Consider the following 26,505-nt stretch of genomic DNA (forward strand, 5'->3'; position numbering starts at 1 on the left):
TGGCTCCCCCTCCCCGACTCGAACGGGGGACCTGCGGATTAACAGTCCGTCGCTCTAACCAACTGAGCTAAGGGGGAAGCATGTCTCTCAACGGGGCGAAATATTAATGACCGCTAGGCAAGGTGTCAACAATAAAAATCATTGAATTGTAAAAAAGCAGCTCGTTCGTTGAATTAATGCGCGATTTGCGCCTTTTTTAACTGCCTGATGAGCCTCTTGGGACTGTTGACTGTAACTGAGGTTGTTAGATAAGGGCATTCTGCTTAGTCACGAAATGTATATTTTTTAGTGTTTATGGCTTATTTTTGTGCGAAGCGAGTTTTTTTTGCACTTTCTCTGTGATCAATAATTGGTACGTTGTGAGATCCAACGAAGATCTCTGAAATGATCGAATAACAATCCAGTGTAATTGGAATTTATTGCACAAAAATTACCCAATATATACAGATTTATTGCATATAAATGTTGTGTAATAATTAAATTTCTTTTTTATCAGTGGTTTATGTGTTTTTCAATCATGCGGCCTTGAATTTGCAATATTCCTGTTTTGTTCTAGCGACGTGTGATCCGGCTTAGAATCGTTACCCGATCCCAGCCCGGTTACTCTAGGATCATTGCATGCGTTACGATCCTTGACCCGGATCGCAAGCTAGGCCTTTATTTTTAAAGGCTGTGATAAGTTATCCACTGAATCTGTGGATAACATTGTTTATTAAACTTTAAAAAGTCTTACAAAGCCATATATTCCGGGGCATAGCGACGATGCAAGTGTTTTGATGAAAAATATTTAATTGTTATTATTCAGGTGTTTATGTAATTTGCACCATACTGGAGTGAGAAATGCACAATATGACGGTTTTATTTCGCACCAGCACCAACTATGTGCAAAAAGTGACCCGAATCAAATCCTGTTACGATAAAAAGCCGACTTTTTCGTCAATATGTTTGAGTTGGTGTGAAATACCCCAATAAAACAATTTTTAATGCCGTGTCCGGATGTAGGTAGTACGAGAAGCCTGGCTAGTTCGCTTTTCGTGTTGGCCAGCCTCGTGTGGAGACATAATTCGTGCGCTGACCTGAGCTCACAGCACATCATGAGTCGTCATTTACTCCGTACGTCTTGCATATCGTATGTAGGTATAAATGGATGTTTAATTAAGTGCATCACAGAGGGGGATCCTTTAGAATACCCGCTTCCAAATGAGGTAAAGCAAACTATGTCCGCAGTTCGTCAATCAAATCCCGGTAGTGATATTCTCAATGGGTCAATCGCGGTTACGCTCAGACGTATGACCGTCCCCATGATTTTTGGCATGATCACTCTGATGAGTTTTAACTTAGTCGATACCTTCTTCATAAGTTTGCTCGGTACCGAGCCGCTGGCGGCAGTGAGTTTTACTTTTCCTGTTACTTTTACGGTGATCAGTCTTGCGATTGGTCTTGGTATTGGTACGTCCGCGGTGATTGCAAAGGCACTGGGCGCTAACAAGATGGAAGAAGCAAAGTTTGACGGGTTTGTCGCTTTGTTGGTTTCTGCGGTGATGGTGGCTATCTTATCTGCCATTGGATATGTATTGATTGAGCCTGTTTTTACTTTACTGGGCGCGAGTCCGCAAACCATGCCGTATATCTATGACTATATTTCTATCTGGTTTGCGGGGGCTGTATTTTTGATTATGCCGATGATAGGCAACTCTATCCTCAGAGCCAGTGGTGATACTAAAACCCCAAGCCTGATCATGGGCTTAGGCGGGCTTATCAATGCTATTTTGGACCCTTTGCTTATTTTTGGTTATGGTCCGTTTCCAGAACTTGGCGTAAAAGGTGCGGCGATCGCCAGTGTGATAGCCTGGGGGGTCGGTGTGGTGTTCATTCTGTACTTATTAGCAGTAAAAAAGCGCTTACTACAGATATCCAGTCCGCAACAAAGCATTATTCAGGCGACCAGTAAAATACTCAAGATTGGTTTACCTGCCGCGGGAGCGAATATGCTCACGCCGATCGCGATGGCTGTTATGACTGCGATTATCGCAACTTACGGTGCTGAAGCTGTGGCTGCATTTGGTGTTGGTAGTCGTATCGAATCCATTGCCAGTTTGGTAGTGTTAGCGCTTTCTATGACCTTACCGCCATTTGTTAGCCAAAATTTCGGAGCTCAGAAATATCAGCGAGTTGAAGATGCGTACCGTACGACACTAAAGTTTGTCATGGCGTGGCAATTTGGCATTTATATATTGCTTATTGCAGCATCGCATTGGATCAGCCAGGCATTTGGTGATGAGCCTCAGGTGATCGACATTATTAAGCTATTTATCTACACCTTGCCACTGAGTTATGGTCTGCAAGGGGTGATCATCCTCACCAACTCGTCGTTTAACGCATTACATAAACCGATGCGCGCATTGGTATTGAGCGTTGTGCGGTTATTTGTGTTTTATGTGCCTTGTGCCTACCTGGGGTCACATATCGCGGGCATTCAGGGGCTGTTTATTGGTGCTGCAATTGGTAACCTGTTTACGGCAATGTTGGCCTATAAATGGTTTACAAGCACCCTAAATGCGATGCAAGTAAGCCAACCACAGGAGAAAACTGTATGAGTGATGTATTTGATCTGGTCTCCGACTTTTCGCCCAATGGCGATCAGCCTACCGCCATTGCCCAGTTGTGTGATGGATTAGAAGCAGGCCTGGCCCATCAGACCCTGTTGGGGGCGACAGGTACAGGTAAAACCTTTACCATGGCCAATATTATCCATACCTTGAATCGGCCAACCATCATTATGGCGCACAATAAAACATTGGCCGCGCAGTTATATGGTGAGATGAAAGAGTTTTTCCCTAATAACGCGGTTGAGTATTTTGTTTCTTACTACGACTATTATCAGCCCGAAGCCTATGTGGTCGCCAGTGACACCTTTATAGAAAAAGACGCGTCAATCAATGAACACATCGAGCAGATGCGTTTGTCGGCGACAAAAGCTTTGTTAGAGCGCCGCGACACCATCATAGTTGCGTCTGTATCGGCGATTTATGGCCTGGGCGACCCAGACTCATACATGAAAATGATGTTGCTACTGAAAGTGGGTGAAACCATGGAGCAACGAGCCATGCTCAGGCGTTTGGCGGAGCTTCAATATACCCGTAACGACATGGATTTTAGCCGTGGTACTTATCGGGTTCGGGGCGAAGTGATTGATATCTTCCCAGCAGAATCGGATACCTATGCGATCCGGGTAGAAATGTTCGATGAAGAAATAGAGCGCATAAGCATGTTCGACCCGCTTACCGGTGCAGTCGAAAAACACTTAGTGCGCGCTACGATTTATCCTAAGACCCACTATGTGACACCACGCGAAAAAATCTTAGATGCGATTGAAAAAATCAAACTGGAGCTTAAGGAGCGTCGCAACAAATTGTTGACCGATAACCGCCTGGTTGAAGAGCAGCGGGTTGCGCAGCGCACGCAATACGACATTGAAATGATGACCGAACTGGGTTATTGCTCAGGTATTGAAAACTACAGTCGTTATTTGTCTGGTCGTGCACCTGGCGAGCCGCCGCCAACCTTACTGGATTATTTGCCTGACGATGCGTTGATGATCATTGATGAGTCTCATGTAACTGTGTCACAAATAGGTGCCATGTATAAAGGAGATCGCAGCCGAAAAGAAAACCTGGTGGAATACGGGTTTCGATTGCCCTCTGCAATGGACAACCGTCCACTCAAATTCGAGGAATTCGAAGCGATAGCACCGCAGACAATTTATGTTTCGGCCACGCCAGGTGATTACGAAATCGAGCGTTCGAGCGGCGAAGTGGCAGAGCAGGTGATCCGTCCGACTGGATTGCTCGATCCCATATTGGAAGTGCGGCCTGTGGCGACTCAGGTTGATGATTTGCTCTCGGAAATCTATCAAAGAGTTGAACTCCGGGAGCGTGTATTGGTGACTACGCTGACTAAGCGCATGGCCGAAGATCTGACCGATTACCTCAATGATCATGATGTCCGGGTACGTTATTTACACTCGGATATTGATACCGTAGAGCGAATGGAAATTATCCGCGATCTGCGCAAAGGTGTTTTTGATGTGTTAGTTGGTATTAACTTATTGAGAGAGGGACTGGATATGCCCGAAGTGTCTTTGGTGGCGATCCTGGATGCGGACAAAGAAGGCTTTTTACGCTCGGCGCGCTCTCTGATCCAGACGATTGGTCGGGCAGCCCGGCACATCAATGGTAAAGCCATCTTGTATGGCGATGTGATCACTAAATCTATGCGTAAAGCCATTGATGAAACGGAGCGACGTCGTGCGATTCAGCATGCCTACAATGAGAAGCACGGTCTCAAACCTCAAGCCTTGGTTAAAAAGATCACTGATGTAATGGACTTAGGCGAAGAAGTGTCTTCTGAGCCAGCGGCTAAGGTTTCGAAAGCGCCGACCCAGCGAACGATTGCCAAGCAGGGCCAGAGTGTGGCTGAACTGACAGAGCAGATCAAGCAGCTGGAAGCCCAGATGATGCAATATGCGCGGGAGTTGGAGTTTGAAAAAGCGGCGAGTATTCGTGATGAAGTGCAGATTTTGCAGCAGCAACTGTTACAGAGTTAACATTAAACGCGCAGCCATTGGCTGCGCGTTTAATGTTTTTGTTCTAGAAGCGGTAGCTGATACCCACACCCAGGCTTGAGGCATCAAGGTCACCCATATCCATATACTGGATAGCGGCATTAACTGACAGACCATTGTCCCAGTCGTATTGCCATCCTGCCTCAGCTAAAAAGCTAACGCCATCTTCCTCAACCATAGTCTTACCTTTGTAGCCAATCTCGTAATCATAGTAATGCGCACCAACTTTACCATACAAGTAATTGTTGTCTGTGAGCTGATACTGACCTTTTACCGCAAGCACCAGATTGTCATAATCCAATTCGTTTGCGCCGATTTCAAATAGTGCTTTGTCATTGCGTGTACAGGTAAATTTGTCGTCGTTGTCGTCTCTGCATTTCCATTCATCTGCTTCCATACCTGTATTGATACCGGCTTCCAGCGCCCAGGTAGAATCAAATTGATAGTTATAGTAGGCATAGACATGCGTAACGCCATCCCCATCCTGATCTGAGTTCTTATAAGAGGCACTGCCGCCGAATAGCTGAGCACCTACGCGGTGTTGTTCATCCTGTTGTGCAGCCTGTGTCGCGAAAGAGGCTGAAACTGCAAAAACGAGTGAGAGGAGAGATAAAGATTTCATTGCTGTCATTCCGTTTGATTAACTTGCCAACAAGTTTATGCAGACTCCTTGTGAGAGTCTGTTTGGGGCCTGTCATAAAGTGTAAGCGCATGTAGAGTGAATGTGAGTAAAGATTAATGGATTAATCAACGAGTTGGATGGCATCACAGAGAGCGTGTAATTCAATTTCATTGATTGGATTGGCGGCAGTATTGCTTCTGATCAGCACCACTTCAATGGCTGGCAGAGAAGGTAAGTCAGAATGTGTAATGATATCCAGGCCCTGTGCACTGCTTCTTGCCAATGCCCCTACTGCCAACCTGGCTCTTACCAGTGCACGCAAAGCTGAAGCGCTGCCACAGTTTGCGATGACTTTAAAGGGTCGCTCCTGTTTCATTAGTCCTTCGGTGGCTGCCTGATGAAAGCGACAGTCGCGCTGAAATATAGCCAGGGGTAATGGTGATATTGGCTGCAATGTTCCAACCCAGACACCTTGGTCATGGAACAAGAGTAGGCCTTCCTCAGAGCCGGGACTGCGGGTGATGATGCCTAAATCCAGCTCCCCCTGGTCCAGTGCATCTTTTACTCGGTTACTGGACATACAGTGAATCTCCAGTTCCAGGTTTGGCCAGTGTTGATGTAGTTGTTTGACAAGCTTGGGTAAAATAGTGTCCGCGTAATCGTCAGGACACCCTATTCTGAGCAGTGTGGTGCGTTCGCTATAACGCATGTGTGCCAGGGTATCATCGTGTAAGCGCACCAGTTGCCTGGCATATCGCATGAAAGTGTGTCCGTCCTGGGTCAGATGTAGCGTACGGCCGGATTTTTCAAATAAGGGCCTACCCACGTCCTGCTGGAGCTTTTTCATCTGCATACTGATTGCTGATTGCGTCCGGTGTAGTTGACTGGCCGCTCGGGTAAAACTGCCATTTTCGACACAGGCGATAAAACTGCGCAGAGATTCTATGTCCATATTCATAAGAGTTACTGATATTTGGTATCAGAATTATCCGCTGGTTCGAATCGAAAAAGCAACCTAAAGTGGAGTTGCTAACAAAAACAGACAATGGATAAAGGATAAATATGAAACTCTATATTGGCAACAAAAACTACTCGACCTGGTCACTAAGAGCTTGGTTACTTATTGAAAGATATAAACTAAACTTTGAGGAAGTGCCACTCAAGTTGGAGACTGAGGCCTTTTATCAGGCACTATCCGGGCTTAGCCCCACACATAAAGTGCCTTTACTTGTGGATGGTGATTTAGTCGTCTGGGAATCTTTGGCAATCTGTGAATACATCAATGATGTTTATCTTTCAGGGGAGGCCTGGCCTAGCTGCCCTAAATTGCGTGCCAGAGCGCGGGCGTTGAGTGCTGAAATGCACAGTGGCTTTTTGGCACTCAGAGCAGAAATGCCAATGAATATCAGGGCGAAACGATGCGTGCAATTATCGGCTGCTGCACAAAAAGACCTTGCCAGGATCGGTCAAATTTGGGACGAGCAGTTAGGCGAGTTTGCTGCACAAGGTGGCTGGCTATTTGGCAGCTGGAGTATCGTCGATGCCATGTTTGCGCCAGTTGCGATACGCTTCATGACCTATGGGGTTGAACTCGGGCCACGAGTAAAAGCCTATATGGATAAAGTGGCGGCGTGTCCCGCGATGCAAAAGTGGTATGCCGATGCATTGCTTGAAAAGGACATTGTTCCCAGTGATGAAGCTGGTGTGCCATGTCAGTAATCTGACTCCTTTTTTCGTATGCCGGTGTGATCTGCACATTGCATCCTTATTTTAGTAATATACTTATTGTTGTGTATTATTTAATAAGTAACAGAAGCGACACATGCTTACTCCGGTTGATACTCATAACTTGTCTGTTTATCTGAATCTGGCTCAGGCTTACGAGGCTGAGTTTTCGGTACTAACCGATAAAAGCCCAGGTGCGGATGGTCTATTCGCATTAGATACCTTATTAGAGGGCAGGGTGACAGGTTATTTATGGTATGAAAACGAAACACCAGTCGGGCTTGCGGCGATTGCGCAGCATCAGGAAGATGAATTCGAGGTGTGTGAGTTTTACATTGTGCCGCGATACCGTAAAGCAGGGTTCGGGGCCCGGTTTGCCCAGGCTATTTGGGCTCAGCTGCCTGGCCTTTGGACCATTAAGCAGATCGCGGGTGCACAGTATGCTACACAATTCTGGCGCAGAACAATCGCGTCTGCCGGCATAAAAAATATGAAAGAAGACATCTATCAAGACCCTTTTTGGGGCACTGTGACTCGTCAGCAGCTCCGCACTGATAACACGGTAGCGGGTTAACTTTCCCCAGATCAGGCCCGGATCTGGGTCAGTATGTGCTGGCAATCCGGAAGTGCCATAAAGTGCGGTACCGGGTAGTCGGGATGTGCCTCATCGAGAGCCATGGCTGCCAGAGACTGAATGTCGTCGCTGAGCACCTCATTTAACTGAGTCTGAATGTTCAGCTGAATCAGTAAATGGGTGATATGGGAGATGAAGTCTTGCGCCTGTTGCTCAACGGGGTAATCCAGTGAAGTCAGGCTACAATGACGGGCGATCATTGCTAGCTGAGGGTGTATTCTGCTGCCATACCAATGCAGCACAGGTAATAGTAGTACGGCATTGGCCAGGCCATGTGGGGTGCCATATCTGGCAGTAAGCTGATGTGAAATGGCATGAATATAGCCTACGGAAGTTCGGGTGAATGCCTGTCCAGCTAAAAACGAGGCATACAATAGCTTTTCTCTGGCATCCAGGTCCTGGCCATGCTGATAAGCGATTGGCAAATGAGTAAATATGAGAGCACACGCCTCAAGTGCCTTGCGATTGGTATGTTCAGTGGCGTTAATACTCAATATGGCCTCTATGGCATGGGTCAGTGCATCTATGGCGGTGGCCGCTGTGATCTTTGCAGGTAAGGTTGTGGTAAGCTGACTGAGTAAAACCGCACGCTGAGGAACCAAACAAAAATCAGCCGCTGCGAGCTTTTTATTCTGTTTATCGTCGTTAAACACCGCTACAACGGTGGTTTCTGAGCCTGTGCCAGCAGTCGTTGGTATCGCAATATTTGGCGGCAGTGTTTTAAATACCTTAAACAAGCCAGAAAAGGCATCGACTGAACGGTGTGGCCTGACAACACGGGCGCCAATTAATTTTCCAGCATCCAGCACAGATCCCCCGCCAACACTGACAATGGCTTCACAACGGTGTGTATTGTAAACCTGATATCCCTGTTCAATGTTCGTTATTGTCGGGTTGGCCTGCACCTGATCATACACCACGGGAGACAAGTTTCGGGCGCGCAATGCTTCGAGCACCGGTTTAATGACCTGCAGTTCGTTTAACACTTTGTCAGTGACAACCATAACCTGAGTATCAGCTGGCAAAGACAAGTCGAGAATGGCATCGTCCAGTCCTTGTTTTCCCTGATACAGCCGAGGTTCTGGAATACCGATAAATCTGACAATCGATTTCAGTAAAAAATGATAACAACGGTAGAGAAGGTACATTGCTTGAACTGCTCAGTGATGATTTATTGCACAAAAGCATAGCTGAAGGTATCAGGAAATAGCAAAGTTTTAGTGGCAGGTGACTGAATTTTAGAAACTTTAGAAGGGAGTGAGCCAGCAGATACTGGCTCATGCGAAAAGGCGATTAGACAACGCCACGCGGTAGGCGGCAATCATGGTCCTTTTCTGCCAGCTCAATGATCCACGCTTCTTCAGCGGTATAGCCATCGTCATTGGCTTTAACAACCGAGAATGGCGCTGCTTTTTTAACAGCAGGCGCTGCGGCCTTCTTTGTTGCTTTTTTCTTTGGCGCAGGTTGTTCTGTCGCGGCTGCTCCTGAAGTTAGCGCTTCGGTCAAAGCCGCTACATCTGCCAGACGCATATTTTTACCGCCGTCAATGCTGTACCAACCAGGCTTAGTGGTGATCTCTGGCTTTTTGCCGTGGGCGGCTTCATATGCGGCTTCAAATGCACTTAAAACTTCAGTTTTATCTAGTTTACTCATCGTAAATCCCAGTCGTGTTATACGCGGATACGCAGGTTAAGATTAAACGATATTTATACCTATTTTTGAGGTATTTTTCAATTTTTTGCGCTTTTAAGCTCTGATTCATCGCAAATCTGTACTTGATTCGGTGCAAGGTGTCCGACTTTTGGACTAGTTTATAATGCCTGTGGGTCAATCATGCGGCGCAGCGCAATCCACTGTTGCCCCAGCACTTCATGCGCGTAGGTGGTGACGGCTTTTAATACATCTGCGCTTGCAATAAAGCGCCGATATTCCGGCGAGTTTGTGAAGCTGTAAAATTGTACAGGTGCTGCAATCGTATCTATACCCTGAGCGGCGAACAGGTCCTGAGCGCGCGCCATATGGCTGGCAGATGTGACTAGTGCTACTTTACTGTCAACCAGTTTGGTAGCGAGCAGCAATGCTTCATCGGCAGTATCTCTGGCTTTTGGGTTTTGGATTATTTTATTTGCTGGCGTGCCTAGTGCAATGGCAGTGTCGGCCATCAGTTTGCTACTGGTAGTTTTATTGTATCCAGCCCCTGAAACAATCAAGTAGGCTCGCGGGTACTGACGACTGAGTCTGAGGCCTTCAGTGAGACGAGATAATGCGCACCCGGATAGCTGCATATTGGCTGTCAGTCTGGCATTCGGGCTAAGACCACACCCCAGCACAACGATATAGTCCACCTCCTGGTGCTTTTTAATGGCGAAGGGTCGCAACTTTGCCTCAGCGGGACTTATCAATTTGTCAGCAACAAAAGGCGTGCTGACTGCCCAGAGGCATAGCGTGAACAGCCAACTGAGCATGTAAGATGTCCGATTCGTTTTCGCAATAAACAGTAAAGCAAGCGCAAGTAATAACAACGTCAATGGTAAGGGCATCAGCAGTGAGCCAATGACCTTTTTTATCTCAAACATAAAAATTGTCCGTTTACTTAGTTTGTGCTTAGTTTACTCCTATTGTCCGGTAATTGCTTAATGTAAATCCGGTGTTCTGCTGATTACCGGCTCACTGATTGCTTGCACGTGTTCAGGAAGTGCCGGTATACCGGGTTATCCCTCATATTCTTTTTCATTGCCAGATACATAGGGCGGCTCAATCCAAGTGCACCCAGCGGTATGGACTTGATCAGCCCCTGGCTTTCGTATGGGGTAACCAGCCAGTCAGGCAGGGCTGCGACACCCATTCCAGCACTAACTAATTGAAAGATCAATAATCCCTGGTCGACGGTTTTCAGTGTACCGTCAAAGCGAGCGTTTTGGATGAAGTGTTTAAAAATATCCTGACGCTCTTTGGGGATAGGGTAAGAAATGATGGTTTCGTCTTTCAGGTCAAGTGCCGTGACATAGGCCTTTTTAGCAAGCTCATGATCGGGCGCTACTATCAGTTTCAGCTTAAAGTCAAAGATATGGGCATACTCAACCTGATCTGGTTCTCGAATATCGGAAGTCAGAACCAGGTCGAGTTCATCGCTAAGCAATTCCGGAATGGCGTCGTAGCTAAAACCGCGTTCATAATCGACTTTAATGTCGGGCCAGAAATTATTGAATTCTTTGATAGTCGGCAGTAACCAGTGGAAGCAGGCGTGGCACTCAACACTGAGTCGCAGCTGTGAGATAGGCTGATTCAGGCTTTCTTTTAGGCGGCATTTGGTAGCTTCCACTTTAGGTAATACATCACTGGCCAGCTCTAACAACAGCATACCTTGGGGAGTGAACCGTACAGGCTGGGTCTTTCGCTCAAATAACTGGCAATCCAGTTTGTTTTCCAGGTCTTTGATTTGGTGAGAGAGTGCTGACTGAGTGAGGAATAACTCACGCGCTGTATTGACCAGTGATCCGGTTTCTTTCAGGGTCGCTATGGTTTTCAAGTGCTTTATATCTATCATCATCAACAAATCTCATTCTAAACGTGAGTAAAACTCAGATTACACCCATATTACGCTGTGAATCCTAGCTATTCAACGTCTAGACGTCTATAAATCCAGCAGCGATTGACTAAATATTTACAAAATTACTATAGCACTATTTTTGACAGCGTTGTCATTCTTTATTTGACTTTTTTTAAAAAAATTACAATTTAATTTTACTCAAGTTGCATATGAGGGCGCATCAATGAGGAAAATTCAGGTCCGTTTTCGCATTTGACCGTCTTAGTCTCAGCAGAAATCATATGGGTCAACACGGTGTGCTCACCGTCAGCGGTTGAGTATTGCGGGTGTACTTCCTGTCAGTCCGTTTGCATGAACACAGGGTGACTGAACTCACTATGACTGTGCTTCAATCATTTATTGCTGAAATGGCTAACCAGCACAGAGCGGAACGGACGTGTCTGTTTTGACCCTGGCGCATTGCGCTTCTTCAAAGGTCTGTTTCTGTTACAGCTTTAATTTGGTTTTTTTGCAAAAAGGCTAAGGCCTGTGCGGCTTTTAGAGGATGAGAAATTAAGAAACCCTGGCCGTATTGACACGCTTTGGTGCTGAGCAGTTGAAACTGCTTTTCCGTTTCAATACCTTCGGCCACAACTTCCAGGTCCAGAGATTTTGCCAGCGACAAAATCGCATCAACTAATGGGTTTTCCTCATCCTTCAATTGGTTGATAAAACTTTTGTCTATTTTTAGCACATGAATGGGCAGTTGGTGCAGGTATCCAAGCGCAGAATAGCCGGTACCAAAGTCATCCAGGTAGAGTTTAACCCCAAAGGGTGATAAGCCTTTGATAACTTTAGTGGCCAGGTTGATATTTTCAATCAGGCCGGATTCCGTAATTTCAAGGCTGAGTGCGCCCTGACTCAGGCCGTAGGTGCGATATAAGGACGCGATTTGTTCGACAAACTCCAGGCTGGCAAAATGGCGTGACGAGACATTCACAGTCAGGCTCACCGCCTCGATCCCAATATTCTGCCACTGCGACACTTGTTTTGCTGCAAGCTCCAGCAAGTGTAAATCAAGTTCTATGATCTGACCTGTTTGTTCAGCAATGGGAATAAAGTCATCTGGTGTGACCAGGCCATTTTTCGGATGGTGCCAGCGCACCAGGGATTCAAAACTGACAACCCTAGGTTGAGCCAGCGTAAATATGGGTTGATAGTACAACTCAAACTCCCCATTTTTGATCCCATTTTGTAAATCGTTTTCTATGTCGGCTTGCTGTTTGAGCTTTTTACGCATTTCATTATTGAAGTACCGGATCTGACTGCGCCCCGCCGACTTAGCTTCATACATAGCGGCATCGGCTTGCTGGAGCAGGGTAATGGCGCTATCTGAGTCGCTCGAAGTAAATGCAACGCCAATACTGCTGGAAGCTTGTAATAAATGACCATCAATTTGAATGGGCCTGGCTATAGCGCCTGTGATCCGTTCCAGCGCCATTTCAACCTGACGTTTGTCGCTGATGTTCTCCATGAATATGGCAAACTCATCACCTCCCAGGCGTGCGAAGGTGTCTGTTTTACGAATACTGGCCCGGATAAGATTAACGATGGCGACCAAAAAATGATCGCCCACATCATGTCCAAGCGCATCATTAATGCTCTTAAACCTGTCCAAATCAAGGTATAGCAGACAGTGTTGGCGGACTGGCTGACTTCTTCTTAAAGATAATATGGCATGTTTAATACGCTCCAGCATCAGATAACGGTTTGCCAGACCTGTCAGGTCGTCGTGCAGTGCTCTGTGTTCCAGTGCCTGGCGGGCAAGGCGCCTGTCGATTGCCATACTGAGCTGGCGGCTGATATAAGTTAAAATGGCTTTATGGTGTTGACTAAATGCCCGGTCATTGTCGTAGCTTTGTAGCACAACCACACCCTGATACTGGTCATTGACCACGAAAGGTACACCGAGCCAGGAGCGCGGCGAACGGCCAACCATTCTGAAGTTTTGCTTTCTGATATGGCGCAAAAATTGCTGGTGGTCACATAACAAGGGCTGTTGTTGCTTGATAATGTAGTAGGATGCGGTGTGTTTGATTTGCTCTTTAGAGACTTTCTGGTGAGCACTGCATTTAACACCGGCCTCTATCAAATAATCGATCTCCAGAACATCCTGCTGGGTGTCGTACAATCCAATGAAGCAGTTCTCTGCTGGGAGCTGCGAACAGATAATGCCGTATAGCTCATCATAAAACGCTTCCAGGTTGCGTGACTGGTAGGTGATATTGGCGATTTTTAGCAGGCACTTTTCCAGCTGCTGTGCCTGGTGAAGTTGTTCTACTGTGGCGGTGAGGTGATCGAGTGTTCGCACCTGATGAATTTTGGCGCTGAGTAAATGTGCCACGGTTGAAAGGATCTGCAAATGCGCCTGCGTGAAGTAGTCTGCTTCCGGGTGCTCACAATCAATCACCCCGAGTAAGGAGTTTTCATATACCAAAGGTACGCACAGCTCGGATAGCGCCGGTCGTGCATCAGCAATGTACATGGGCTCCAGGGCAACGTTCCCAGAAAGAAAAGGTTGCTTGGTCCGCGCTACATGCCCAGTGATCCCGGCAGCGATAGGGATCTTTTGCTGGCTTACCTGATGGCTGATGTCTTTATGCGCAACGCCCATACTGGCAACTACGTCGAGAAACTGGCCAGCCGGATCACTGAGATAAATAACACAGTCGACAAACCCCAGTTTGCTTACGACCTGACTGGTAACATAGTCAAAGAGTTCATCAAGATGCGTGATCTGCAGTAGTGATGAAGAAAATTGGTTAATGATGCTTAACTGTTCGGTTTTTGATTCTAGTTTTGCTTCTGACAGTATTGGCATGGCTTGGGCCTGATTACTTAATCTTCTACTATGTTAACGCTCTTAAATCATGCGTTACAGTCAATGTTGCAATTAAATTGCTATTAGCTGTAAACCTGATGACACTTTTACGACATATAATAGTACCGGAATGGACTGGTTGGGCGTAAAAACTTTACTAACCCGTTGGCTCAGCCTATGATCGGGCAAATTCAGTAGTGGGAAAGAGCAATGACAAGTAAACAGACCTTAACAATCACTCGTCCGGACGATTGGCATGTGCATCTTCGTGATGGCGCGGTTCTCGTTGACACAGTGCGCGATATCAGTCGCTATATGGGACGGGCCATCATTATGCCTAACCTGGTGCCACCTGCAACCTGCACGCAGAGTGCGCTGGCGTATCGAGAGCGAATTCTTGCTGCGAAGCCAAACGGGCAGTTCGAACCTTTGATGGTATTGTATCTGACCGACAACACCAGTGCTGAAGAGATCCGTGCGGCACAAGCCAGTGGTCATATTGTCGCTGCAAAGTTATATCCTGCGGGCGCAACCACCAATTCAGACTCAGGCGTAACCGACATTGAAAATATCTACCCGGTTCTTGAAGTAATGCAGGAAGTGGGTATGTTGCTGCTGATACATGGTGAGGTGACTGATTCCTCGATTGATATTTTCGACCGTGAAAAGGTATTTATTGATACTAAGCTCAGAAAAGTAGTCGAGGCCTTTCCTAAGCTGAAAATAGTACTTGAGCACATTACCACACAAGATGCAGTTGAGTTCGTTGAATCAGCACCAGACAATGTTGCTGCTACGATTACAGCGCATCACTTACTATATAATCGCAACCACATGCTGGCCGGTGGTATTCGTCCACATTACTATTGCCTGCCAATACTCAAGCGTAATACTCATCAGCAGGCACTGCTACGAGCGGCAACCAGCGGGAGTAGAAAGTTCTTCCTGGGTACTGACTCGGCACCTCATGCTAAAGATAAAAAAGAGGCCGCCTGTGGTTGTGCCGGTGCTTACACCGCCCACGCTGCCATTGAGTTGTATGCGGAGGCGTTTGAAGAAGCCGGGGCACTGGATAAGCTTGAGGGTTTCGCCAGTCACTTTGGTGCGGATTTTTACGGATTGCCTCGCAATACCGATACCATCACACTGGAAAAAAGCAGCTGGCAAGTGCCAGAATCTTATCCGCTTGGAGATACTCAGGTTGTACCAATTAAAGCCGGTGCAAGCATCGACTGGCAGGTTGTTGCTGAGTAAGTATTAGATCCGATATAACAAGGCAGCCGACGCTGCCTTTTTTTGTGCAATTTAATGCTGTTCAAGGGTAACCTTGGCTCGATTTAGTCAGGGGGGTGTCGCTTTTTGTAAAACCGTATTCAAGGCTTCATCCATTTTTGCGATAAAGTCAGCTTTATACGGGTATTTTCCTTCATATCCTTTCAGGTATCCGATATGGGCGCTACGACTTAGTACCACGCGATCTTCTACAAATGATTGAGCTGTCATGCCGGGCAGTTGCTCTTGCAGATCACTAATACCAATCAAAGTCGAGAGCCTGTCGTTGATATAGCAGTCGACTCTTTTTTTATATAATTTGACGATATTGGCGCGGGTATTCTTGTTTTCCCAGACGATAATGCGTCCTGCTTTTCTTGCTTGTTTGAGCACCTCGTCGAGGATTAGAAACCCGGCATTCAAGCCAATATTAATGGGTGGTAATTCGTTATCACGTTGCTCGATATGTTGCAGTGTGACACCCGGGTTGCAAAATGCGACGACTTCTTCCTGTTTCAGGGCCACCGAATATGGCCAGATAAAAGGGCGTGTGTCACGGTGAATATAAGGTGGCATCAGTGCAAACGCTTCGCCATTTTCAAGCGCAGCAACTCCCCTTTTCCAGGGAATGGGGCGAAGCTCAACCAGATACTCTTCCTTGATAAGTTTGGCAGCCTCTTGGATCAGCGTTGGGTAAATGCCCACTAACTTACCATCCTGAACATAGGAGTAAGGTGGGTAGCTGTCATCAGCCAAAATCGTGACAGGTACCGGACTTGTCGCACGCACAATAAAAGCGGCGAAAACACCGCAAATAAATAGTATATGTATAATCAGAGTGTAGCCAGAGTACTTGCCATGCTGGTAACGGCACTGTCTTGTTTTAACTGCTTCTGACACTGCTGTATTTCCTGAAGGAAACCTTCCTGTAACTTTAGATAATATCTGTTCAGATGCCAGTGCTGGATCTCTTCACAGAATCATTCTGGCCACAAATCCGAGGTGTAAGACGACGTAATGTCATCCTTGTGCAGTAACGATTACAATCACATGTAGGATAATAGAGTATTTTTTCTTTCCGAGATACGCACTGTAGCAAGGTGCTACGTCAGGACATTTAGATAGGCACAGGCATGGCACACCTTTTATTAGCACAAACCAATGAGCACATCCCTCTCAAGCCACGACATCGCTTTGGTCGTGCTGAGTGTGAGGTGGATACTCAGGTGTTGGGGATCGAAATTTCGCGCCATCATGCCGTTATTACCTGGTGTGACGAGCAGTGGGTCCTGAGAGATATCAGCAAAAACGGGGTGTTCGTAAACCAGCTTAAAATCACACCAAATACCAATATGGTACTTAATTTGGGTGATGTCATCACCTTTTCAGACCTTCACCCCCACAGCTTTGTTGTCAGTTCACTTTCTCCGCCTGAGTCAACCAAGTTGCAGTGTTAAAGCCAGCGACCCATTACGACAAATTGAATATCAGGGAACAAAATTCCGGCCTGGGGAGGGAGTAGCACGTTAAAGTGATGAGCCTGCATAGCTGCTACACGTGACACCGGACAGTCTAATACAATACACCGGCATCCTAGCTCTTTAGCCAGCATCAGGCGTGTTTCAATAAGCTGATTGGCGAGTCCCTGGCTTCGCCACTGTGCGGCCACGGCAAGCCGGCCCCAGGTTGCTAAAGGCATAGCCAACCGGTCGCTCAGCGGCTGATAAAGTTGTTGCTCGGGTAGGTGTGCAAGGTGAGTACAGAGATTCATTCTGGCCGTCGCAATGATATTGCCCTGATGTTTTACTAGCCAGATATATGCTTCATTGTCTGCGTCCTCAAGCCAATACTCAGGAGTTGCACAGTGTGAGATGGTATGTCCTTGCGCGTGCCATACCGCACTGCGAAACTGGCCCAGCCTCAGTGTGTCTTCATCGTTAAGTGTACCTGGTGTATAGCATTGCAGCGTAAAGGCGTGCTGCTGTGGCTGGATAAATGCGGTCATCATGGTCCTTTATTGGTAGCAAGCGCAGCTCAATAATAGCCCAGATCCTGGGACATGCTAGATTGAATCCAAGATTGACAATGAAAATATGGCGAGGGGATAAGCAGGTGCCGTGCACACCTGCTATGAGAAGGTTAACTGTGGTAGTTTTCGCAGGCTTCGAGCGTATTCTCGATCAGGCTCGCGACAGTCATTGGTCCTACACCACCTGGTACTGGCGTGATGAAGCTTGCTCGTTGTGCAGCAACATCATACTGTACATCACCGACCAGTTTGCCAGACTCTAGCCGGTTAATGCCCACATCGATGACCATGGCACCTTCTTTGATCCAGTCACCAGGAATAAATTCTGGTTTACCGACGGCAACGACCAGTAGATCGGCGCGGCGCACATGCGCTTCAAGATCTTGGGTAAATTTGTGACAAACGGTCGTCGTACAGCCTGCCAGCAACAACTCAAGTGACATTGGACGGCCGACGATATTGGAGGCGCCGACCACAACAGCGTGCATGCCTTTATATCTGACACCTGTTGAGTCAAGCAGGGTAATGATCCCTTTTGGTGTACAGGGACGCAATGCTGGCATACGCTGTGCCAGACGTCCAACATTATAGGGATGGAAGCCATCAACATCTTTGTGCGGGTGAATACGCTCCAACACTTTCTCGGCATCCAGTCCGTCAGGCAATGGCAGCTGGACAAGGATACCATCAACATGCGGGTCCTGATTGAGCGTTTCGACCAACTCCAGCAATTGCGCCTCGCTTGTGTCCGCGGGTAGATCGTAGGACTTAGAAACAAAGCCTACTTCTTCACACGCTTTGCGCTTTGAGCCAACGTAAACCTGGCTGGCTGGATCCTGGCCTACCAGTACAACTGCAAGTCCTGGCGCTCTGAGCCCCTGATTGATCCGCGCTGCAACGCGGTTGGCTACGGTATTGCGAACTTGTTTCGCAATCACTTTACCGTCGATGATGTTTGCCGTCATGACTGACCTTTAAATTTAAGGGTTAATTACTTGAACGATTCATAGAGTGTATTAAAGAGGGTACTCTAATTAAAGAGGCTATCTGAGTCATAACTAACAGCGCCGGGGCTGATAGCAAAACTCATAGAGCCGCTACTATTTTCGCAAAAATCCCCTAAATAGCCAAGCTGGATCCGCGACAGGACCACTTTATTACCCCAGAGGAAGACAGAATTGCTGGAAAACCAATCGTTTTGTTATATTTATTAAACGTTTTGAAGTAAAAATAGTCAGTCGGCATGATTTCTAAAAAAAATGTTTGACCTCATCCGGGCAAATCACTATTATGCACCCCGTTGTCAACGAGGGGCTCGCAAGAGAAACTCTGAAATAACACTCATCGGCGATTAGCGCAGCTTGGTAGCGCACTTGGTTTGGGTCCAAGGGGTCGCAGGTTCAAATCCTGCATCGCCGACCACTTTCTTTTCTAAAAAGAAAGTTATCAACGAAAGTTGGTGGTATGCACGAAGAAGCATTCTTTGCGCCGCGCCCGTAGCTCAGTTGGATAGAGCAACGGCCTTCTAAGCCGTCGGTCGAAGGTTCGAATCCTTCCGGGTGCGCCATTTTTAAAATCCACATTGTAGTGGCGGCTGTAGCTCAGTTGGTAGAGCCCCGGATTGTGATTCCGGTTGTCGCGAGTTCAAGCCTCGTCAGTCGCCCCATCTACAAAACCTATATGTTCGGCGATTAGCGCAGCTTGGTAGCGCACTTGGTTTGGGTCCAAGGGGTCGCAGGTTCAAATCCTGCATCGCCGACCACTTTCAAATTTGATATATTCGGCGATTAGCGCAGCTTGGTAGCGCACTTGGTTTGGGTCCAAGGGGTCGCAGGTTCAAATCCTGCATCGCCGACCACTTCCTCTTTTCTATATTTTTTCTAAATCTGTTTTGTTCCTTTAATTTTGTCCTTAGCGACATCAATTATTTGCCCCGATTGCTCGACTCTCCCGTTTTATAGGTTATAATGCCGCGTCTATTATTTAACATAGCGCCCTGTCTGGGCAGGCAGCAAGTCTGACAGAGATCAGCACTGATTCTTAAACATCAAATGTTGGGATGTTTTTAGCGGTGATCTGCTTAATAGAGATTGAGCAAATATGATGGTCTGCTGTCATCTGATCTGGTAAAAAGTCGACTTGTTTGTAAGGAAGGCGCGTAGTCGCCAAAAATGAAAATTGAGGTTATATCATGCAAGTTTCTGTTGAGACGACTCAAGGTCTTGAGCGCCGTCTGACTATCACAGTTCCAGCTGAGAACGTTGAGACTGAAGTAAAAAAACGCTTACAACAACTGGCTAAAACACAGCGTATCGACGGCTTCCGTCACGGTAAAGTACCAGTATCTGTAATCAAAAAGCGCTATGGTGCTGCTGTCATGCAGGAAGTGGCGGGCGAGCTGATGCAACGCAACTACATCGAAGCAATTATCGCTGAGAAAATCAATCCAGCTGGCGCACCTACCTTTGCTCCTAAATCACTTGAAGCAGGTAAAGATCTAGAATTTGATGCGACTTTTGAGGTTTACCCAGAAGTTGAATTGAAAGACCTTGAAAAGATTTCAGTAGAGAAGCCAGTCGTTGATGTGACTGAAGATGACCTGGCTAACATGCTGGAAACGCTGCGCAAGCAACACGCAAGCTGGACTGACAGCGACGCAGCTGCAGGCGAGAAAGATCGTGTAACAATCGACTTCCTGGGCACTGTTGAAGGTGAAGAGTTCGAAGGTGGTAAAGCTGAAGACTTCCCTCTTGAGCTAGGTCAGGGTCGTATGATCCCTGGTTTCGAAGATGGCATCATCGGTAAGAAAGCTGGCGAAGAAGTCGTTGCTGATGTGACTTTCCCAGAAGAGTACCACGCTGAAAACCTGAAGGGTAAAGCAGCACAGTTCAAGATCACTGTGAAGAAAGTAGAAGTTCAGGAGCTGCCTGAACTGACTGACGAATTCGCAACTAAGTTTGGGGTTGCTGAAGGCGGCGTTGACGCACTGAAAGAAGAAGTGAAGAAAAACATGACGCGTGAACTTGGTCAGGCTGTTAAAGCTCAGATCAAAGATCAAGCGATCAAAGGTCTTCTAGAAACTAACGAAGTTGAAGTACCTAAAGCACTTATCGACCAGGAAATTGATGCACTACGTCAGCAAGCTGCACAACGTTTCGGTGGCGATGCTAAGAACATGCCAGAGCTACCGGCTGAGCTGTTCCACGAGCAAGCTGTAACACGCGTTAAAACGGGTCTGTTGTTAGGCGAAGTGATTAAAGCGAACGACATCAAAGTAGATGACGCAAAAGTTGAAGAGCTCATTGAAACTGTGGCTTCTGCTTACGAAGATCCAAGCGAAGTAGTTTCTTACTACAAAGGCAACGACCAGCTTATGCAGCAAATGCGTAACGTTGCAATGGAAGAGCAAGCAGTAGATGCGATTCTGGCAGCAGCTCAGGTTGCTGATGTTGAGAAGTCTTTCGACGACATCATGAACCCACAACAGGCAGCTCAGTAAGCCCTTTTGATCTCGTCAAAGACGAAATCATTGACTTACTGTTAAGCTAACGTTTAAATGGCTCGTATTGCTCTGTGTTTTGCAGTGCTGCGAGCCATTTTTGTTTCTTTGCTCAAAGCAACACGGTTGTGCGTATATTTTTGTTTATCAGCCTCTTTTGTATAAACATACGTCTATAAGCTTGTTGTAACTTGAGTAAACAAATTGTGCTTGTCCTTCGTATGAAACTGACAGGCGGCCAGGTTTTTGCAGTGCACTTCCCTGTTTATAAGGAATCTATAAAATGAATGACGGTATGTTTGATCCTCTTAACGCGTTAGTCCCTATGGTTGTTGAGCAAACAGCGAAAGGCGAGCGTTCTTATGACATTTACTCTCGTTTGCTCAAAGAGCGGATCATCTTTTTGACCGGTCAGGTTGAGGACCATATGGCAAACCTGATCGTTGCTCAGCTGCTTTTCTTGGAATCAGAAAGCCCTGAAAAAGACATTTATCTGTATATCAACTCGCCAGGTGGTTCCGTGACTGCGGGTATGTCGATTTATGACACGATGAATTTTATCAAACCAGATGTCAGCACTGTGTGTGTTGGTCAGGCTGCCAGCATGGGTGCATTCTTACTCTCTGGTGGCGCCAAAGGCAAACGCTATTGTCTGCCAAACTCACGCGTAATGATCCACCAACCACTGGGTGGCTTCCAGGGTCAGGCGTCGGACTTTGAGATCCATGCGAAAGAAATCCTAACGATCAAAGAAAAGTTGAATCGTCTGATGGCTGAACACACTGGCCAACCTTACGATGTGGTGGCCAATGACACTGACCGTGACAACTTTATGAACGCCGAACAAGCCGTAGATTATGGCCTGGTTGATGCCGTTCATAGCAGCAGAAACATCAAGTAATCTGTATCGGGTTGGTACATTTCTGATTGTAGTTAGATAAATGCAACTGACCCGGCTATGCTAAAGACAAAATTCTTTGGTATAGTTAAAATATGTATTGTGTTATCTCAGTAGATAACTGACCAAATTTAAGAGGTAGCTGAATGTCAGACACTCCTACAGACGGCGACAAGAATAGTAAGCTCTTATACTGCTCATTTTGTGGTAAGAGCCAACATGAAGTACGCAAGTTGATCGCTGGTCCGTCAGTGTACATTTGTGATGAATGCGTCGAACTGTGTAACGACATCATTAGAGAAGAAATCAAGGATATAGCGCCGCAACACGATTCGTCTGATAAATTGCCGGTACCAAGGGAGATCCGTAATCACCTTGATGACTACGTGATTGGCCAGGAGCACGCTAAAAAAGTGCTTTCAGTTGCTGTTTACAACCATTACAAGCGATTGAAAAACCAAGGCCTGAAAGGCGATGTAGAGTTGGGTAAGAGTAACATTCTGCTGATCGGCCCAACCGGAAGTGGTAAAACACTCCTTGCAGAAACACTGGCTCGCTTACTGGATGTGCCTTTTACTATGGCGGATGCTACCACACTAACCGAGGCAGGTTATGTGGGAGAGGATGTTGAAAATATTATCCAGAAGCTTTTACAGAAGTGTGACTACGACGTAGAAAAAGCACAGCGTGGTATCGTTTATATCGATGAAATTGACAAAATTTCACGTAAATCTGATAACCCATCCATTACGCGAGATGTGTCTGGTGAAGGTGTTCAACAGGCGCTGTTGAAGCTTATTGAAGGGACTGTTGCATCGGTACCTCCGCAAGGTGGACGTAAACACCCCCAACAAGAATTTTTACAAGTAGACACGTCAAAGATCCTGTTTATCTGTGGTGGCGCATTTGCGGGTCTGGATAAAGTTATCGAGCAACGCAGCCATACCAACACAGGTATCGGCTTTGGTGCGCAGGTGAAATCATCAGACAGTGAGCGCTCGCTGAGTGAAACGTTCAAGGATGTTGAGCCAGAAGATCTGGTCAAGTATGGCCTGATCCCAGAGTTTATCGGCCGTCTGCCTGTAGTTGCGACTCTGGCCGAATTGGATGAAGACGCATTGATCCAGATCCTGAATGAACCTAAAAATGCATTAACTAAGCAATATGGTGCATTGTTCAAGATGGAAGGGGTTGAACTGGAGTTCCGTGAAGATGCACTTAAAGCCATTGCTCGCAAAGCAATGGACAGAAAAACCGGTGCGCGCGGATTACGCTCGATTGTTGAAGGTGTCCTGCTGGATACTATGTATGAACTCCCATCGATAGAAGATGTGAGTAAAGTTGTGGTAGATGAAACCGTCATTAAGGGTGAATCTGACCCAATTTTGATTTACGAGAATAACAGTCAGGATAAAGCTGCGTCGGAGTAACGACTTGGTTTTATCGCAAAAAGGAGCCTCAGGCTCCTTTTTTTGTCTACAGTTTAGTTGTACCAGCAATCTACAATACCAATTTTACTTAATACCTGTTCAATTTGACGGAGCAAATATGACGCTAACAGCGTTAAAAATTTCTCATTTAGAACAACTAAATAGCAAAATTTTTGCCTTGTTACCGAGCCTATTTTCTCGCCTCAAAATAGAACACTTAATTAAGCAAATTGGTATAAACTCAAACTGGAAATCGATACGGATTGGTATATAGGTTGAACTTTTTAAAGGCAATCCCCATATACCTCCCTAATCCTTGAAATTAATGAAGTGCGAAGAGAATATAATGACGCTTGAGAGAATGGATCGAGTCGAGATACCCGTATTGGCACTGCGTGATGTGGTCGTATACCCTCATATGGTGATCCCGCTGTTTGTAGGTAGAGAAAAATCAATAAAATGCCTAGAAGCCGCGATGGAAAATGACAAGCAAATTTTTTTGGTGGCGCAAAAAGAAGCGTCTATAGATGACCCTGACACTGATGATATCTATCAGGTTGGCACCGTCGCTACCGTGCTGCAATTACTTAAGTTACCTGATGGCACCGTTAAGGTTCTGGTCGAAGGTACCCAACGCGCCAAGATAGAAAAGTTTTTGGTTACGGATGAGTACTTTCTGGCTGAAGCACAATTTATTGCCTCTGAAAACGTTGAAGGTCCTGAGCAGGATATTTTCATTCGCAGTGCCATCAGCCAGTTTGAAGGGTATGTAAAACTCAACAAGAAAATCCCGCCAGAAGTACTGACCTCTGTTTCCGGTATTGATGAAACGGCCCGTCTGGCTGATACCATGGCAGCGCACATGCCAATCAAAGTACCTGAAAAGCAAAAGGTTCTGGAGCTATACAACGTCACTGAGCGATTAGAGTATCTGATGGCGTTGATGGAAGGTGAGATTGATCTGCTACAGGTTGAGAAGAAGATCCGTTCACGCGTTAAAAAGCAGATGGAAAAATCGCAACGCGAGTACTATCTCAATGAGCAGATGAAAGCCATCCAGAAAGAGCTGGGTGAGCTGGATGATGTGCCGGATGAGTTTGAAGCGCTGAAAAAGCGCATCGCAGAAGCACAAATGCCCAAAGAGGCAGAAGAAAAAGCCACTTCTGAGCTGAACAAATTGAAAATGATGTCGCCTATGTCGGCTGAAGCAACCGTGGTGCGCTCTTACATTGATACGTTGATCGGTGTGCCGTGGAAAAAGCGCTCCAAGGTTAAAAAGGATCTGGCCAATGCACAAAAAATCTTGGATGCAGATCACTATGGTCTGGAGAAAGTCAAAGAGCGTATTATAGAGTATCTGGCGGTTCAGCAGCGCACCAACAAATTAAAAGGACCAATTCTGTGTTTGGTCGGCCCACCTGGGGTGGGTAAAACCAGCTTGGGACAGTCTATCGCGCGTTCTACGGGTCGTAAGTATGTTCGTATGGCACTGGGTGGGGTGCGAGATGAAGCGGAGATCCGCGGTCACAGACGTACTTACATTGGCTCTATGCCGGGTAAGCTGATCCAGAGTATGACCAAGGTTGGCGTGAAGAACCCGCTTTTTCTGCTGGATGAAATCGATAAAATGTCGTCGGACATGCGCGGCGACCCTGCTTCAGCTTTACTGGAAGTACTCGACCCGGAGCAAAACAGCAGTTTTGCCGATCACTATCTTGAGGTCGAATATGATCTGTCTGATGTGATGTTTGTGGCGACCTCCAATAGTTTTAATATCCCGGGTCCACTGCTTGACCGGATGGAAGTGATCCGTTTGTCGGGCTATACCGAAGATGAAAAACTCAACATCTCTAAGCAACATTTAATCCCTAAGCAAATTAAGCGTAATGGATTAAAGGAACATGAGATTGAAATTGAAGACAGCGCGATCATTGATACTATTCGCTACTATACCCGTGAAGCGGGTGTACGTAATCTTGAGCGTGAACTATCAAAGCTATGCCGTAAAGCGGTTAAGAGTATTTTGCTGAGTAAGTCGAAAGACAAGGTTGTGATTAATGCTGAAAACCTGGAAAGCTACCTCGGCGTTCAACGTTTTGATTATGGCAAAGCGGAAGATGGCGATCGTGTCGGTTTAGTGACCGGTTTGGCGTGGACCGAAGTTGGCGGTGACTTACTGACCATCGAATGTGCGGCGGTACCAGGTAAAGGCAAATTAGCCTACACCGGCTCACTAGGCGATGTGATGCAAGAGTCGATTCAGGCTGCCATGACTGTAGTGCGTAATCGTGCTGACAAGCTCAGGATCAATGAAGACTTCTACGAGAAACGTGATATCCATGTGCACGTGCCTGAGGGCGCGACACCGAAGGATGGTCCAAGTGCAGGTATTGCGATGGTGACTGCCCTGGTTTCAAGCCTGACTGGTAACCCGGTACGCAGCGATGTTGCAATGACAGGAGAGATCACGTTACGAGGCGAAGTGCTGCCCATTGGTGGACTGAAAGAGAAGCTGCTGGCAGCACATCGTGGTGGGATCAAAACGGTAGTTATTCCGAAAAAGAATGAGCGTGACCTGAAAGAGATCCCGCAAAACGTTCTGGAAGGACTGGAAATTCATCCGGTGAGCTGGATTGATGACGTTTTATCTCTGGCGCTCGCTCATCCGGTAGACAGTTTTACCATTGAGTCGCAAAAGTCGGCCGGATAAAGCAGAAAAAGTACATAAAAGTGCGTAAAAAGGGTTTTCAAATCTATATGGTATGCTAACTTAAGCACTGGATTAGCCCGGTAGCCCGCAACCCGCGTGGTTACTAGGCTTTGAGACATTAGATGAAATAGAGAATCGTCAGATTTCTCTGAGTTAACTACAAAAGTGATGTTAGTGGTAAGCCCTCATCGCTCTTGATAATAACAATGTAAGAGGATGATATTGTGAATAAATCTCAATTAATCGATCATATCGCAGCTGATGCTGATATTTCTAAAGCGGCTGCTGGTCGTGCTCTGGATTCATTCATTGAGTCAGTAACTGGTGCGCTAAAAGACGGTGACTCAGTTGCCCTAGTCGGTTTTGGTACTTTCTCAGTGCGTGAGCGTGCAGCACGTACTGGTCGTAACCCACAAACTGGTGCGGCAATCGAAATCGCTGCAGCTAACATCCCATCTTTCAAGGCCGGTAAAGCTCTGAAAGACGCGGTAAACTAAGCAGATTTCGCTCAGTCTGTCCAATGGCCTATGTTAAAATAGTGTGATTGGGCCAGATAAGCTTCAAGAAAAAAAGCGTATCTGCTAAGATACGCTTTTTTTATACCGACAGGATAATGACGCACATTGGCTTGACCAATGGCGATTGGGCTAAA

At 46.5% G+C, this 26,505-nt stretch carries 21 protein-coding genes and 6 tRNA genes; 16 read left to right on the forward strand and 11 right to left on the reverse strand.

What is annotated here, in order from left to right; genetic code table 11:
- Window positions 1-77: transfer RNA gene (locus MHN33_RS22415), tRNA-Asn, on the reverse strand.
- Window positions 78-1,217: 1,140 nt separating this feature from the next.
- On the opposite strand from MHN33_RS22415, the gene MHN33_RS22420 reads away from it, so the two are divergent.
- Entirely contained in the window at window positions 1,218-2,597 is a 1,380-nt protein-coding gene (locus MHN33_RS22420; protein WP_239401529.1) for an MATE family efflux transporter, read from the forward strand.
- Complete coding sequence (uvrB, locus tag MHN33_RS22425; RefSeq protein ID WP_239401531.1) at window positions 2,594-4,606, forward strand: excinuclease ABC subunit UvrB; 2,013 nt, start codon at window positions 2,594-2,596, stop codon at window positions 4,604-4,606. The genes MHN33_RS22420 and uvrB overlap by 4 nt, the downstream gene beginning before the upstream one ends.
- Before the next feature lie 43 nt (window positions 4,607-4,649).
- Here the strand turns inward: uvrB and MHN33_RS22430 are convergent, their stop codons facing one another.
- Complete coding sequence (locus MHN33_RS22430; RefSeq protein ID WP_239401533.1) at window positions 4,650-5,246, reverse strand: porin family protein; 597 nt, start codon at window positions 5,244-5,246, stop codon at window positions 4,650-4,652.
- A 121-nt stretch (window positions 5,247-5,367) separates the two neighbouring features.
- Window positions 5,368-6,204 carry a LysR substrate-binding domain-containing protein gene (locus MHN33_RS22435; protein WP_239401535.1) on the reverse strand — a complete coding sequence of 279 codons (837 nt, stop codon included), beginning with the start codon at window positions 6,202-6,204 and terminating at the stop codon, window positions 5,368-5,370.
- Between the two features lie 104 nt (window positions 6,205-6,308).
- On the opposite strand from MHN33_RS22435, the gene MHN33_RS22440 reads away from it, so the two are divergent.
- Together MHN33_RS22440 and MHN33_RS22445 are read left to right on the forward strand one after the other, a co-directional pair.
- Window positions 6,309-6,965 carry a glutathione S-transferase family protein gene (locus MHN33_RS22440; protein WP_239401537.1) on the forward strand — a complete coding sequence of 219 codons (657 nt, stop codon included), beginning with the start codon at window positions 6,309-6,311 and terminating at the stop codon, window positions 6,963-6,965.
- 103 nt (window positions 6,966-7,068) lie between these two features.
- Window positions 7,069-7,545, forward strand: a complete 477-nt coding sequence (locus MHN33_RS22445) for a GNAT family N-acetyltransferase (protein WP_239401539.1) — start codon at window positions 7,069-7,071, stop codon at window positions 7,543-7,545.
- A gap of 11 nt (window positions 7,546-7,556) precedes the next feature.
- Here MHN33_RS22445 and MHN33_RS22450 read toward each other — a convergent pair whose 3' ends face one another.
- From MHN33_RS22450 to MHN33_RS22470, 5 genes are all read right to left on the reverse strand, one after another.
- Window positions 7,557-8,753 (reverse strand): iron-containing alcohol dehydrogenase, encoded by a 1,197-nt coding sequence (locus tag MHN33_RS22450; protein ID WP_239401541.1) that lies wholly within the window; start codon window positions 8,751-8,753, stop codon window positions 7,557-7,559.
- A 145-nt stretch (window positions 8,754-8,898) separates the two neighbouring features.
- Window positions 8,899-9,258, reverse strand: coding sequence for a hypothetical protein (locus MHN33_RS22455; protein ID WP_239401543.1), 360 nt, complete (start codon window positions 9,256-9,258; stop codon window positions 8,899-8,901).
- A 158-nt stretch (window positions 9,259-9,416) separates the two neighbouring features.
- Entirely contained in the window at window positions 9,417-10,181 is a 765-nt protein-coding gene (locus MHN33_RS22460; protein WP_239401545.1) for an ElyC/SanA/YdcF family protein, read from the reverse strand.
- 83 nt (window positions 10,182-10,264) lie between these two features.
- Window positions 10,265-11,152 (reverse strand): LysR family transcriptional regulator, encoded by an 888-nt coding sequence (locus tag MHN33_RS22465; RefSeq protein WP_239401590.1) that lies wholly within the window; start codon window positions 11,150-11,152, stop codon window positions 10,265-10,267.
- 472 nt (window positions 11,153-11,624) lie between these two features.
- On the reverse strand, window positions 11,625-14,015 hold the full coding sequence (locus MHN33_RS22470; protein WP_239401546.1) for an EAL domain-containing protein: 2,391 nt from the start codon (window positions 14,013-14,015) through the stop codon (window positions 11,625-11,627).
- 210 nt (window positions 14,016-14,225) lie between these two features.
- On the opposite strand from MHN33_RS22470, the gene pyrC reads away from it, so the two are divergent.
- Complete coding sequence (gene pyrC / locus MHN33_RS22475; protein ID WP_239401548.1) at window positions 14,226-15,269, forward strand: dihydroorotase; 1,044 nt, start codon at window positions 14,226-14,228, stop codon at window positions 15,267-15,269.
- An 87-nt stretch (window positions 15,270-15,356) separates the two neighbouring features.
- Here pyrC and MHN33_RS22480 read toward each other — a convergent pair whose 3' ends face one another.
- Window positions 15,357-16,187 carry a transporter substrate-binding domain-containing protein gene (locus MHN33_RS22480; RefSeq protein ID WP_239401550.1) on the reverse strand — a complete coding sequence of 277 codons (831 nt, stop codon included), beginning with the start codon at window positions 16,185-16,187 and terminating at the stop codon, window positions 15,357-15,359.
- Between the two features lie 233 nt (window positions 16,188-16,420).
- Here MHN33_RS22480 and MHN33_RS22485 point away from each other — a divergent pair, with 233 nt between their 5' ends.
- Complete coding sequence (locus MHN33_RS22485; RefSeq protein WP_239401552.1) at window positions 16,421-16,744, forward strand: FHA domain-containing protein; 324 nt, start codon at window positions 16,421-16,423, stop codon at window positions 16,742-16,744.
- Here the strand turns inward: MHN33_RS22485 and MHN33_RS22490 are convergent.
- On the reverse strand, window positions 16,741-17,292 hold the full coding sequence (locus MHN33_RS22490; RefSeq protein ID WP_239401554.1) for a GNAT family N-acetyltransferase: 552 nt from the start codon (window positions 17,290-17,292) through the stop codon (window positions 16,741-16,743). The genes MHN33_RS22485 and MHN33_RS22490 overlap by 4 nt on opposite strands.
- A gap of 134 nt (window positions 17,293-17,426) precedes the next feature.
- Complete coding sequence (gene folD, locus MHN33_RS22495) at window positions 17,427-18,281, reverse strand: bifunctional methylenetetrahydrofolate dehydrogenase/methenyltetrahydrofolate cyclohydrolase FolD (RefSeq protein WP_239401556.1); 855 nt, start codon at window positions 18,279-18,281, stop codon at window positions 17,427-17,429.
- Window positions 18,282-18,661: 380 nt separating this feature from the next.
- Here folD and MHN33_RS22500 point away from each other — a divergent pair.
- The 10 genes from MHN33_RS22500 to hupB all read left to right on the forward strand — a co-directional run bounded on the left by MHN33_RS22500 (window position 18,662) and on the right by hupB (window position 26,350).
- Window positions 18,662-18,738 (forward strand) — tRNA-Pro (locus MHN33_RS22500).
- 68 nt (window positions 18,739-18,806) lie between these two features.
- Window positions 18,807-18,883: transfer RNA gene (locus MHN33_RS22505), tRNA-Arg, on the forward strand.
- Window positions 18,884-18,906: 23 nt separating this feature from the next.
- A tRNA-His gene (locus MHN33_RS22510) sits at window positions 18,907-18,982 on the forward strand.
- A 19-nt stretch (window positions 18,983-19,001) separates the two neighbouring features.
- Window positions 19,002-19,078: transfer RNA gene (locus tag MHN33_RS22515), tRNA-Pro, on the forward strand.
- A 19-nt stretch (window positions 19,079-19,097) separates the two neighbouring features.
- A tRNA-Pro gene (locus MHN33_RS22520) sits at window positions 19,098-19,174 on the forward strand.
- A 333-nt stretch (window positions 19,175-19,507) separates the two neighbouring features.
- A complete protein-coding gene (gene tig / locus MHN33_RS22525) occupies window positions 19,508-20,815 on the forward strand; it encodes a trigger factor (RefSeq protein WP_239401558.1) in 1,308 nt (435 codons plus the stop codon).
- A gap of 283 nt (window positions 20,816-21,098) precedes the next feature.
- A complete protein-coding gene (gene clpP, locus MHN33_RS22530) occupies window positions 21,099-21,716 on the forward strand; it encodes an ATP-dependent Clp endopeptidase proteolytic subunit ClpP (RefSeq protein WP_239401560.1) in 618 nt (205 codons plus the stop codon).
- A 143-nt stretch (window positions 21,717-21,859) separates the two neighbouring features.
- Window positions 21,860-23,143: an ATP-dependent protease ATP-binding subunit ClpX gene (gene clpX / locus MHN33_RS22535; protein ID WP_239401562.1), complete on the forward strand. Its 1,284-nt coding sequence runs from the start codon at window positions 21,860-21,862 to the stop codon at window positions 23,141-23,143.
- 346 nt (window positions 23,144-23,489) lie between these two features.
- Window positions 23,490-25,853, forward strand: a complete 2,364-nt coding sequence (gene lon / locus MHN33_RS22540; protein WP_239401564.1) for an endopeptidase La — start codon at window positions 23,490-23,492, stop codon at window positions 25,851-25,853.
- A gap of 224 nt (window positions 25,854-26,077) precedes the next feature.
- The gene (gene hupB / locus MHN33_RS22545) at window positions 26,078-26,350 is read left to right on the forward strand and encodes a nucleoid-associated protein HU-beta (RefSeq protein ID WP_125721987.1); all 273 of its coding nucleotides are present in this window, start codon (window positions 26,078-26,080) and stop codon (window positions 26,348-26,350) included.
- Window positions 26,351-26,505 lie beyond the last annotated feature (155 nt).

Source organism: Pseudoalteromonas sp. OOF1S-7, from assembly GCF_022347765.1.
Taxonomy (GTDB): domain Bacteria; phylum Pseudomonadota; class Gammaproteobacteria; order Enterobacterales; family Alteromonadaceae; genus Pseudoalteromonas.